The organism is Streptococcus sp. HMSC074F05 (assembly GCF_001808725.1).
Lineage (GTDB): Bacteria > Bacillota > Bacilli > Lactobacillales > Streptococcaceae > Streptococcus > Streptococcus parasanguinis_I.
This window is the reverse complement of the sequence record NZ_KV794401.1, coordinates 34,727-47,082: the sequence shown is the minus strand read 5'-3', so window position 1 is coordinate 47,082 and position 12,356 is coordinate 34,727. Positions and strand designations below refer to the sequence as shown.

Annotated in this window: 11 protein-coding genes; 1 reads left to right on the top strand and 10 read right to left on the bottom strand. The window is 43.3% G+C overall.

Annotated features, from left to right (window positions below):
* Positions 1-154: 154 nt before the first annotated feature.
* From HMPREF2685_RS00330 to ruvB, 10 genes are all read right to left on the bottom strand, one after another.
* A complete protein-coding gene (locus tag HMPREF2685_RS00330) occupies positions 155-1,207 on the bottom strand; it encodes a zinc-dependent alcohol dehydrogenase family protein (protein WP_024056400.1) in 1,053 nt (350 codons plus the stop codon).
* Between the two features lie 163 nt (positions 1,208-1,370).
* Positions 1,371-1,694 (bottom strand): hypothetical protein, encoded by a 324-nt coding sequence (locus HMPREF2685_RS00325; protein WP_049475236.1) that lies wholly within the window; start codon positions 1,692-1,694, stop codon positions 1,371-1,373.
* Positions 1,694-1,999 (bottom strand): hypothetical protein, encoded by a 306-nt coding sequence (locus HMPREF2685_RS00320; RefSeq protein ID WP_023920072.1) that lies wholly within the window; start codon positions 1,997-1,999, stop codon positions 1,694-1,696. The genes HMPREF2685_RS00325 and HMPREF2685_RS00320 overlap by 1 nt, the downstream gene beginning before the upstream one ends.
* 9 nt (positions 2,000-2,008) lie before the next feature.
* Positions 2,009-2,560 (bottom strand): hypothetical protein, encoded by a 552-nt coding sequence (locus HMPREF2685_RS00315; protein ID WP_049475235.1) that lies wholly within the window; start codon positions 2,558-2,560, stop codon positions 2,009-2,011.
* A gap of 310 nt (positions 2,561-2,870) precedes the next feature.
* Positions 2,871-5,522, bottom strand: a complete 2,652-nt coding sequence (gene adhE / locus HMPREF2685_RS00310) for a bifunctional acetaldehyde-CoA/alcohol dehydrogenase (protein WP_070464599.1) — start codon at positions 5,520-5,522, stop codon at positions 2,871-2,873.
* A 402-nt stretch (positions 5,523-5,924) separates the two neighbouring features.
* Positions 5,925-7,727 carry an acyltransferase family protein gene (locus HMPREF2685_RS00305; RefSeq protein WP_023920066.1) on the bottom strand — a complete coding sequence of 601 codons (1,803 nt, stop codon included), beginning with the start codon at positions 7,725-7,727 and terminating at the stop codon, positions 5,925-5,927.
* Positions 7,717-8,121 carry an MORN repeat-containing protein gene (locus HMPREF2685_RS00300; protein ID WP_049483966.1) on the bottom strand — a complete coding sequence of 135 codons (405 nt, stop codon included), beginning with the start codon at positions 8,119-8,121 and terminating at the stop codon, positions 7,717-7,719. The genes HMPREF2685_RS00305 and HMPREF2685_RS00300 overlap by 11 nt, the downstream gene beginning before the upstream one ends.
* A 28-nt stretch (positions 8,122-8,149) precedes the next feature.
* Positions 8,150-8,575 carry a low molecular weight protein-tyrosine-phosphatase gene (locus HMPREF2685_RS00295; RefSeq protein ID WP_070464595.1) on the bottom strand — a complete coding sequence of 142 codons (426 nt, stop codon included), beginning with the start codon at positions 8,573-8,575 and terminating at the stop codon, positions 8,150-8,152.
* Between the two features lie 173 nt (positions 8,576-8,748).
* Positions 8,749-9,315, bottom strand: a complete 567-nt coding sequence (locus tag HMPREF2685_RS00290; RefSeq protein ID WP_070464592.1) for a nucleotidyltransferase family protein — start codon at positions 9,313-9,315, stop codon at positions 8,749-8,751.
* A gap of 6 nt (positions 9,316-9,321) precedes the next feature.
* Complete coding sequence (gene ruvB / locus HMPREF2685_RS00285) at positions 9,322-10,320, bottom strand: Holliday junction branch migration DNA helicase RuvB (protein WP_021154208.1); 999 nt, start codon at positions 10,318-10,320, stop codon at positions 9,322-9,324.
* 434 nt (positions 10,321-10,754) lie between these two features.
* Here ruvB and HMPREF2685_RS00280 point away from each other — a divergent pair, with 434 nt between their 5' ends.
* Positions 10,755-12,062 (top strand): hypothetical protein, encoded by a 1,308-nt coding sequence (locus HMPREF2685_RS00280; RefSeq protein WP_070464589.1) that lies wholly within the window; start codon positions 10,755-10,757, stop codon positions 12,060-12,062.
* The last annotated feature ends 294 nt before the right edge of the window (positions 12,063-12,356 follow it).

Here is a 12,356-nt window from a genome sequence, read left to right as displayed (position 1 = left end):
TTACACCTTTCTCTTAATGTATTCGTTTTCTACACTTATATTATAAGACAAGGAATTTTTTTTGCAAGGAATTATCGGCTATTTGGGACTGAAAATAGGACCAGAATATCTCTGGTCCGTCTAAAAAAACTATGAACAAAGAGTAACGAGCACATCATTCACTGATGTCATTTTCGATAATAACCTTGAGTGCATTGTTTTCACCCGCATGTTTAAAGACATCATAGGCCTTTTCGACTTCTGAGAGTTTGAAATGGTGAGTAATGAGCTTGGTTGCATCGATCTTGCCTGATTTCAAGACATTGAGCAACATTTCAGTGGTGTTGGCATTGACGAGACCGGTGTTGAGGGTAATGTTCTTGATCCACAATTCGTCCAAATTGAAGCTAACTGGTTTTCCGTGAACACCGACATTGGCAATATGACCACCGACAGAGATGACGTTTTGGCAGACATCAAAGGTAGCAGGATAACCCACACATTCCATTGAAATATCGACACCACGGCCATCCGTCACTTCATTGATAAAGGCCTTGATTTCAGCAATATCGCTGGAGCAGATGGTGTGAGTTGCCCCAAATTTCTTAGCTGCTTCAAGACGAGATTCAGATAAGTCCACCATGATAATCGTAGCTGGTGAGAAGAATTGAACGGTCAAAAGAGCCGCAAGGCCAATCGGACCAGCTCCAACGATACAGACATTGTCCCCAGGTTTCACATGAGATGGGAGGACCCCGATTTCATAAGACGTTGGGAGAATATCTGAGAGCATAACCAAGGCTTCATCATCCACAGTTTCAGGCGCATGATAAAGACTACCATCCGCATGTGGAATGTGGACATATTCTGCTTGGGTTCCGTTGATCAAGTGACCCAAAATCCAACCACCATCTTCACAGTGAGAAGGCAGACTACGTTTACAGTAGTAGCAGGTATTACAAGCTGTGACACAAGAGATAATGACCTTGTCGCCCACCTTGAAGTTAGTAACCGCATCGCCGACTTCTTCGACGATCCCGATTCCTTCGTGACCTAAAATCGTGCCTTCTTTACAAGCTGGAACATCTCCTCCTAGGATGTGAAGGTCTGTCCCACAAATGGTTGTCTTCAAGACACGCACAATGGCATCCGTTGGATTTTTGATCACTGGTTTTGGTTGATCAAGCAGTTGCAGATTGCCTGCAGATACATAAGTTGCAGCTTTCATAAGCGACTCCTTTTCTTTGTTGGTTTGATAAAACCATTTTATTTTCGTCTCTTTGTGAATATTATAACATACTAAGCAAACGCTTACAATATTTTATGAGCACATTTTTAAAAGTTTTTTGAGCAAACAAAAACATTCCTCTTATCTCTACCAGAGGAATGTTTCAATCACCTTGTTCTAATTGTTGGCGCCGCTTATAGTACTCTTGCTGCTCGCGCTCACGCTCTTCTTCTAAACGCTCTTCATAGCGCTTGAGTTCTGCCTCAAACTCTTCTTGCAAGGCAAATAAACGCTCCAAACCACTTTGAGCCTCCGCACTTGGGGCTTGAAAATGCAGGGCACTCAGCCAGTCTACTAAATTTTCTGTATGTTGGCGGACATCCATACGCATATCCGCATAATCCCACTCCAACTCGCTAAGTTTCTGGTTGAAGCGGTAATGTCGATCTTCTAGTTGTTCTAATTCACTATTTCCTGAATGGTACATCACATACCTCCTTTAATCGGACTCAATAAAATCGGCTTTTTCACTGATTTCAGTGCTGCTTCTGCCGCGTCCGCTGCTCCTCCTGTAAATCCATCTTTCAAATCATTAACTAGAGTTGTTGTGGCAAAAGAGCGCATTTTTTCGGATTGACCGCTCAAAGTCACCTGCAAACTCATCCCTTCCAACATCATCAAGGCTTTTTGCGTTGCAATCAAACTCCGAATTGCAATCCGCTCTTGCTCCTTTTTAATCTCTCGATGGAGCTCCTCAATGCGTTCTCTATCCTCTCCCAGGATCTCTAACATCTTTTTCTCCTACTTATGAAAATCAAAGGCCACTGCTTGTCCCTTGTCCAAGTCCACCAATTGGGCTGATGCAGCCTCCAGTTGCCCTGCCAAATCTGACAGACGTGTCGAGTAGGCCTTTGCTTGAGCCAGGTTTTCCGCCTCGACCGCTTGGTCCCAGCAAGTATCCATGGAGAACTCTCCTAATAGTTGCTCCACTTCTGCATCTGTTAAAAACTGAGCCATGCTGTGGGCCATTTGTGACACCTCCGCAACCTTATGGGAAACCGTCTCCTTGGCCACTTCTAGCTGATCTTTGAGCTCGGCCTCAAAAACCGTCGCTTGCGCTGAAGCATTTTGTGCTACTGCCAGTACCAATTCCTCTCGTAATTGAATGGTCTGGGTACCAGATGCCCCTGCCAATTGCTGATGGAGGCTCGGAATACTTGGCCTTTCCTGTCCATACATGGAGACCACCGAGGCAGATGATGGCTGATTTTCTGAAGCGGACGTTGCCCGATCTCGTTGGGGCATTTCAATAATTTTCTGCGCCTGATCTTGCACTTCACCTTCTAACTCCATTTGAGATGGCCTCCTTTCTTGGATTTGTTTTTTCGTTTCCTATAACTGAAAAAGGATCATAACCCTTCAGCTACAGGCAGATTCACACACTATAGGGTAACATAAATTAGCCCGGAATGCTATAAAAATAACACAATTTCTGAAAAAAAGTCTAATTTTTATGAAAAAATGGTTCGGAGGTCTGAAAAGCAAAAAAAGACAGGCAATTCCTCAGCTCCCTTTTTTCGATTGAAACCTGAAAAGGCCATCAAAAATCCCCCGCTCTTTTGAGCGAGGGATAGCTGATAAACATCAGTTCTTCCTTGGCGTCTTATTTACGACGTCCTGGGCGTTCCTTGTAACCATAGTAAGCATCTTCGATGATTTCTTGCATATGGTCTACCATTGGAAGACGTGGGTTAGCTGGTGAACATTGATCTTCGTAAGCAAGGAAGGCCAATTCACGAGAATGTTTCTTCCATTCTTTTTCATCGATGCCTTGTGCTTTGAAGTTCATTTCGATACCACAGCGTTCACCAAGTTCGTACACAGCTTTTGCGTAAGCTTCAACGGCTTCTTCTGGTGTAGAGCATGGAAGTCCTAGCATACGAGCGATATCTTGGTATTTTTCATCCGCACGGTAGTAGTTGTACTTAGGCCATGTAGCTGTCTTAGCCGGACGTGTACCGTTGTAACGGATAACGTATGGAAGCAAGATCGCATTGGTCCGTCCGTGGATGGTGTGGAATTGCGCACCAATCTTGTGGGCCATTGAGTGAGAAATACCGAGGAAGGCATTGGCGAAGGCCATACCTGCGATGGTTGACGCATTGTGCATCTTTTCGCGTGAATGGAAGTCCGCATTCTTGACTGAGCTTTCCAAGTTTTCAAAGACAAGTTTAATAGCTTGAAGAGCAAGACCATCTGTGAAGTCGCTAGCCATTTGTGATACGTAAGCTTCTGTCGCGTGCGTCAAGACGTCCATACCAGTGTCTGCTGCAACAGATCCTGGAACTGTCAATACCAAGGCAGGGTCTACGATGGCAACTGTTGGAGTCAATGAGTAGTCTGCGATTGGGTATTTACGGTTGTTTGCTTTATCAGAGATAACGGCAAATGGAGTTACTTCAGATCCTGTACCAGATGTTGTTGGGATCGCAATAAATTTAGTCTTCTTACCAAGCAATGGGAACTTGAAGGCACGTTTACGGATATCCATGAATTTTTGTACCAAGTCACGGAAGTCCACTTCTGGTTGTTCGTAGAAGAGCCACATAACTTTGGCCGCATCCATTGGTGATCCACCACCGAGAGCAATGATCGTATCTGGTTTGAAGGCACGCATGATCTCTGTACCACGTTCAACAGTTGTGATATCTGGATCTGGTTCTACGTCTGCAAAGATTTGGTAAACCACCTTGTTGCGACGAAGGTCAAGCTGTTCGATGATACGATCAAGGAAACCAAGCTCTACCATAGCGTGGTCTGTAACGATCATGACACGTTCAACGTCACGACATTTTTGTAGGTATTCAATTGAATCACGTTCAAAGTATGTTTTTGAAGGAAGTTTCATCCATTGCATGTTATTTCTCCGGCGTCCGACTTTTTTGATATTCAAGAGGTTGATGGCACTAACGTTGTCCCCAACAGAGTTGCGTCCGTAAGAACCACATCCAAGTGTTAATGATGGCAAGAAGGCATTGTAAACATCCCCGATACCACCGAAAGTCGAAGGAGAGTTGCAGATCACACGAATAGCTTTAACTGCTTTACCAAATTCTTTGGTCAATTCTTCATCAGCAGTATGGATGGCTGCTGAGTGACCAAGACCGTTGAATTCAACCATTTGGCGAGCTTTGTTAATTCCGTCTTCACGGCTTTCAGATTTCAAAACAGCGATGACTGGTGACAATTTTTCACGAGTCAACGGTTCTTTTTCACCAACTTCTTTACATTCTGCCGCAAGGATATTGGTTCCTTCTGGTACAGTGAAGCCAGCTTGTTCAGCGATCCATGCTGCTGGTTTCCCAACGATGTCCGCATTCAATTTCGCACCTGCACAGTTCTTGCTGTTGGCTTTTACGCCGAAGCAGAACTCTTCAAGAAGGGCTTTTTCTTTTTTGTTGACAAAGTAAGTGTGGTAAGATTTGAATTCTTCAACAAACTCATCGTAGATTTCTTTATCGATGATGACCGCTTGTTCAGACGCACAGACCATACCGTTGTCAAATGATTTAGACATGACGATATCGTGTGCTGCTTGGCGGATATTGGCTGATTTTTCAACGTAAGCAGGAACGTTTCCGGCACCTACCCCAAGAGCTGGTTTTCCACAAGAATAAGCAGCTTTTACCATGGCGTTACCACCGGTCGCAAGGATGGTCGCAACCCCTTCATGGTTCATCAGGGCACTAGTTGCTTCCATAGAAGGTTGGGTAATCCATTGCACACAGTTCTCAGGTGCTCCAGCTGCAATTGCTGCATCGCGTACGATTCGTGCCGCATGAGCAGATGATTCTTGAGCGGATGGGTGGAAGGCAAAGACGATAGGGTTCCGTGTCTTCAAGGAAATCAATGCTTTAAAGATTGCTGTTGAAGTTGGGTTGGTTGTAGGTGTGATCCCGCAGACAACTCCGACAGGCTCAGCAATAAGGGTCAAACCAGTGACGTCATCTTCTGAAATGACACCAACTGTCTTGGTGTGACGCATGTTATTTACTACGTGTTCACAAGCGAACAAGTTCTTCGTCGCCTTGTCTTCAAAGACTCCACGACCAGTTTCTTCATAAGCATGAAGAGCAAGCTCACCGTGTGCGTCAAGAGCAGCTACAGATGCTTTCGCTACAATGTAGTCCACTTGCTCCTGGTTCAATTTGCGCATTTCTTCAAGCGCAACAAGCGCTTTTTGCACCAACTCGTCTACGTGTTTTTCAGCAGCGAGTTTCTTTTCTTCAGGTGAGAGAGTTTTTTTATCAGCCATTTGATACTTTCCTCCAATGTTTGAAACCCTTATCCTTTTCTAGAACTTTTTCATGTTTTCGGAAATTTTCAAGAATAGTGTAAGAAATTTCGATTTGTTAATTATTTCACAATATAATTGTACTCTATTTTGAGATTTTTGTAAACACTTCCAAGCAACTTTCACAAAGATTTTTTTGAAGTTTGTGAAAGTTTTATCAATTTGATTGCTGCAAAAGCAATTCTTTCGCAAAATTGTGAAAAAATAATTTAAAAAACTTTTTCTTCACAAAGTGATGTTTTCAATTGATTTTTGTAAGCGTTTTCTTAATCTTACTAAAAAAAGCAACTTTTTACAAGTATAAAGTTGCTTTTTGTTTTATTTTGTTAGGATATGTTTTGTTTCAGTTTCAGAGAAGTATTTTTACTTCTTGACTGGTCCTTTTTCAGCCTTATCTAGGGCTTCTTTAACTGTTTGAGCATAGAGTTCCCCGCCATTGGTTTCCATATTGAAGTGAACAGAGTCTGTTCCCACCCAAATGTTTGGATTTTCAATTGCTACTTGATACCAGTCCGCAATGGTGATAAAGTCGTATTTCTTGGCTAGTTCCAATTCATAAAGACGCGTTTGAACCGATTCACTGGACTGATCGTTGGCATATCGACCATCATATGGTGTCACAAGGATCAGGCGACGGCCTTTTGGAAGTTTTTCAACATACTGGTCCAGCAATTCTTTGTAGTTGCTTACAGTATTGGTTCCTAGGGCAATGACCACATTTTTTAGGAGAACTTTATTGGAAATATCGGTCTCAAAGACCTTCATTCCATTTTCCAACTGACGGCTTACCACCGCATCGATCTGGATGCCAGGGATCGCTTTAGTCAGGTAGTCTTGTGCTCTCAAGTTAACCGAATCACCGATCATGGTCACACCATTTGAGACGTTATAGTCTGTTGCCGTCGCATTGTCCACCTGCGTCCGTGTGACCTGCATTTTGCTGTCTGCTTGATTGAGCCCACTCACTACCAAACTCTCATCAAAAGCTCCGACTGTTGGTGCAAAGGCAGAGATCCCGATCATCAAGAGAGCTAATGGAATCATGAGGTAAAAGATTGGCTTGGTCAAAAAGCTGAGATCCATCTTCATACCAAAGACACGAGGCTCCTTGCCTGCAATGGTTGGCTCCAAAATATAGAAGGACAGAGCCGTTAGAATCAAGGAAACGATCGTCGTCACAAGGGCTGCCATCATATTTCCCAAATGTTGAGAGAAGATGATAAAGAAAGGCCAGTGGAAAAGGTAAACGCCATAACTGGTATCTGCCAAGAAATTGAGGATGGCTGGTTCTTTTTTATCTGGCGTCTTTTCATGGAGAATGCGGGCCGACAGAATCATGGCACAAGCTGCGATTGTCGCTGCTAAAAAGCCAAATAGATAGGTCCACAAGCTATCAAATGGTAAGAAAAGACTGAGCACAAACAAGAAGGCAAAGCTTCCACCCAAGACCGATAAGGTCTTTTTCATGCTCCAAGACTGCACCAATTTTGTAAAGTTCGGGCTGACATTGGCAATCCCTGTCACCGTTGCTAGGCATGATCCCGCAAAGAAGGGGAAGATGTGAGTGAAGCTAGAAAAATAGATAGTAGAGAAATTAGCTGTCAGAAAGGCGCGGATGAACATGGACAAGAAGGTGAAGAGAAAGAGCCCGCTGGATGCTAAGAAGAGCATACCTCGGTACTTTCCAACCGTCTTAGCCCGCTTAGCCAAGAACCATGCCAAAAGTGCCCAGAGCACATAGTAATGCACTTCTAGAGCCAAACTCCAGGTATGAAGGAAGAGATGCGGAATGAAGTTACTTTCGTAACTACCACCCGTTGCCATCTCAAAGAAATTGGTCACAAAACCAAAGACCGCCGCAATCTGAGTCCCAATACCAGCCACGTAGTCCCGTTGGACCATAAAGGTAAAGGGCATCACGACCAAGACCATAAAGACAAGGGGTGGTACGATCCGGTAAAAGCGCCGTTTCAAGAATGCCAAATAGTCGATTCCTTGCTTGCGCGCAAATTCATCGATCAAGAGCGCTGTAATCAAAAATCCTGAGAAGGTGAAGAAAATATCTACCCCAATGAAGCCTCCAGGAAAGGCTTTTTGGAAGAAATGGTAAAGCAATACCAATAAGAGTCCTGTAACACGGACTAGTGAAAACCATTTAATGCGCATTTTGATAAATCCCCTGCTTGAATGTTCCTTTGTATACGACGTTGGCTTCTGTGGTTAAGGTGCCTTTGCCCTCCGGCTGGCCGTTAACAAACTGCCCTTCATAGGTCCAACCATCCTTGGACTTAAACTTACCATAGCCGCTAAAAGAGCCGTTGACGAGGTTACCTGTATAGGTATCCCCATTTTTAAAGGTGACGGTTCCCTTGCCATTCATCTTGCCACGGACCAAACTTCCGTCGTAACGGATCGCACCCTTATCCAAGGTCAAGACGCCCTGACCTGGAATGGCTGAAAGGAAAACCATCAAAGCAGATAGAATAATCACGACTACTGCTGCTATTTCTAAATTTTTTCGTGTTAGATAGACCTTATAAGTCTCATAAAATTCTTTCATATTCTGTATTCTCTCACATATCAAACTCTTAAGAAGTTGCTAACTGATCTAACCAAGCCTTACAGCCACTCAGGACTCTGGAATAGGTCTCCTCAAAATCACTGGTATACCACGGATCTGGCACACTTTCAGCAGCAAAAAGATGAATCTTGTGCTCTGTACCCGCAGGAGCCATTTGCTTCAGATCTGCTACATTGTTTTCGTCCATCCCTAGGATCAAATCAAAGTTGTAAAAATCCTCTTCCTTGATCTGTAAGGACGTCTTGGCTGGATCATAAGGGACTTGGTGTTGTTGAAAGATTTTCTGGGTTCCCCGATGGATGGGATTGCCATGTTCCCAGCTCGAGGTGGCCCGACTTTCAATCTCATACTGATCCGTCAAATCCTTCATGACAAACTCCGCCATGGGGCTCCGACAAATATTTCCTAAGCAGACAAAGACGATTTTTTTCATGATTCCACCTAACTCCTTGTTCGGACTGCCCAACCTAGCTGAGCTCTTGGCTTTCCACTATGGAAAACCAGCATACTATTACTATTATAACAAAAATGTGACAGAAAGATGACAAAGTGGCTCCATCATTTTAAAGAAAAATCAGATTCCTTTTTCAAATCTGATCTGTTTCTCTATTTTGGAAAACGAACCTCTAATGGAGGCCATTTACTCTGCCAATTTTTCTTTTTCATCCGCTCTGTATAAACCGTTAAACGCTCTGGACTGGCTAAAAAATGCGGAGTTGGCTGAACGATGAAGTCTTCGATATCCTTTGTCCCATAAGGGAGAAAGAGCTCTAGCTGACCATCTTTTCTTAAGCGAACTGCAAGTGCCGTACACTGCTCGGGGTATTTGGAAACTGCGTCACAAGCACTGCGATAAGGAGCCGTCCCCGGACTATGCTGGTGCATGTAGACTTGATTTTTCACTTCCCAAGCGTACTGGGGATAGGTCTTCTTTAATTCCTGCTCGATCTGGAGAGTCTCCTCATAACTGATCGCAGGGTCATAAAAGACCAGATCCAGATCCGTCGTCGCATCAAACCCTGGTCTTCCAGAGAGCTGGTTCCAGATGAAATTTCGCACCGCACCCGCTGCTAACCAGGCATCTGCCAAGTTGAGATCCCGAATAATGGCCAAGACTTTCATCATCTCCGGATCCGCTTGAATCTGTTCTACTATCGCTTTTTCCGTCAGCATCTTCTTCTAGTCTCCATTGTAGGGATATCCCAGGTGTTCATAAGCTTTGCGGGTCGCCACGCGCCCTGTCCGGGTCCGCATGATAAAGCCTTTTTGAATCAAGTAAGGCTCATACATATCTTCTACGGTCTCGCGCTCTTCGGCAATATTGACCGATAGAGTCCCAAGCCCGACCGGGCCACCGCCGTACATTTCAATCATGGTGCGCAGGATCTTTTGATCGACATAGTCCAGCCCTTCATGGTCCACATCTAGCATAGAGAGGGCCTTGTCTGTAATGGTATCGTCAATCAAGCCATCGCCCATGATCTGAGCAAAATCACGCACCCGTTTAAGCAAGCGGTTGGCAATCCGAGGAGTCCCCCGACTACGAAGAGAAAGCTCTTCGGCAGCTTCGTGGGTAATCTCCATCTCAAAGATTTCGGCGGTCCGCTCGACAATCTCTGTCAGATCATCCTGCTCATAGTATTCCATGTGCCCCGTAATTCCAAAGCGAGCACGCAAGGGATTGGACAGCATACCAGCTCGCGTTGTCGCCCCAATCAAAGTGAAAGGAGGAAGGTCCAGATGGACACTCCGGCTGCTCTCACCAGCTCCAATCATAATGTCGATGTAAAAATCTTCCATGGCGCTGTAAAGCACTTCTTCGACTGACATAGGCAGACGGTGGATCTCATCGATAAAGAGGACATCGCCCGGCTCTAGATCATTGAGGATAGCTACCAAGTCACCTGCCTTTTCAATGACAGGACCAGAAGTCTGCTTGAGATTGACGCCCAGTTCATTGGCAATGACAAAGGCCATGGTGGTTTTCCCAAGCCCCGGAGGGCCAAAAAGAAGGACATGATCCAGCGCTTCATCCCGAAGCTTGGCTGCCTCGATAAAGATTTTTAGCTGGTCTTTAACCTTATCTTGACCGATATATTCATGTAAATATTGCGGGCGCAACGTCCGTTCAACGGCCTCTTCATCGCCCATGATTTCATTGTCTAAAATTCTACTCATACAGTCTATTATAGCAAAAAATGATACCTCTGATGATTTAAAATCATATTCTATTTGTTAAGAAACTCATTAGCTGGCAAGGCAAAAGGTAACCAAATAACAATTTATGCTGAGAAAACGTACGATGAAACTGGTGCTCATCTTGTTTATCCAATGAAATTCAAGAAAGTTTCAGTTCCTAAAACTAATTAAATAGCTCACTGCCCTTTGAGAATTCTCAAGGGGCTTTTTTCTGTGCAAAAAAATAATTTAGGAAACCTTGAGAATCTCATCTATTGGGTACTCTGCTACATACAATTTTTCCGTTTCTTATGTTGAATAATCGGTCAAGTTACAAAACAAAATTGCGATTCGTTTGAAAGCCCTTGCAAAACATTTATGTTGCACGTATAATATAAGCGTAATACAATCATCTATTTTAAGGAGGTCTAGCGATGATTAGACGTTATAAAAAATTATTTTTAGCATTCGTTGCTCTGCTCTCAGTCTTCCTACTAGCTTCTTGTTCTCAAAAACAAAGTGGCTCTAAAAATGCTGCTAAAACAGAAACAGCAAAAGTCGAAACGATTGATGGCGAATGGGAATTAGTCGATACTCTCGATGCTTTAACGGAATCCATCGGAGCCTATACCCTCCATGGAATCCACTTTGCACACTTGCTTGAATCTGTTAAAGACTTCAAAATGGACATGAAGATTGAAAACAACACGGCAACCATTAAATACGACTATAACATTGATAACTTTATTAAAGCTTTCTCCACTGTCACAACAGAAGCTAGAGGCAAGACTGAAGAAGAATTCAAAAAAATCATGTATGACTCTCATGAAGGATTTGCAAGCGACTTTAAGAAATACAAAGTCAGCATGAATAAAGATACTGGCGTGTTTAGCTACGAAGCAACGGGTTCTATTGATCAAGGTGCCAAAACAATGACCTTTGATGAAGGACTTTCCGTAGCAAACTCATTCTTCTTCTCATTCGGTGAAAATCGCGTTTCGCCAAACACATATCACTACAAATTAAAAGACGACATGCTTTATGTCACGATTGACGGAAAAGCGAAGAAAAATAATCTTCCAGTTCACTATGAACTACACTTCAAACGTAAAGGAAGCACTACTCAAAAAGACCCCGTTCCAATTGAAGGAAAATGGCAAGCCATCGACTTCCGACCAGCTCTTGAACGTAGCTTAGCCTTTAAAGATTTTGACAATGATGATTCGGCTATCAAGCTGATCTATCCTGAGGCATGGAAAGATTTAAAACCAACGTTGAACATTACAGATACATCTGTTGAATTCGACTATACTGTATCTCTAGCAGATAGTTTTGGAAGGTTCTACGATTACTTAAAACAAAAAGATGCATCTAAAGTGACTCAAACGAAAGACGAATATATTAAAGATCAATTTACCAAATTATCAGTCAATCTACAGGATGGCGCTAAGGACTTGCCCAATACAACTTATGAATTTGATAAAGGTAATGCTAAAATTCATTCTGTCTTGAAGAACGGTAAATTAGATACAGCAAACCAAACGATTATCTTCCCAGAAGCTATCAATATTGTGCAACTTGCAACCATGTCCATTGGACCTGTCGCTAAAGAAACTACGTATAAATACTCTATTGATGGAGATATTTTAACGTTGACGATTGAGCAACGCGATGGACGGAATAATCTAAATACGATTATTTCAGCAAAATTCAAAAAAGTGTCTGATGCAACGGGCAAGTAGTCATTCCACTGCTCCTTGAGATTTTCTCAAGGAGCTTTTTTCTGTGCAAAAAAATAAAGAGCTTACGCTCTATTAAAATACTTCGGTACCTTTGGTTCGGTTGAACTCTCTGAGTTCACCTCATTAATTTTTTAAAGATCGTAGTTCTCACTTGCGTTCGAACTGCGTCAATGTACCTAAACTCGCTAATGCTCGTAAAGAATAAGGAACGTAGTTTTCGCTCCGCTCAAACTGCATCAATGTACCTAAGCTCACTAACGTTCGCTAAGGTACATAGAAAAAGCCACCGGTTTT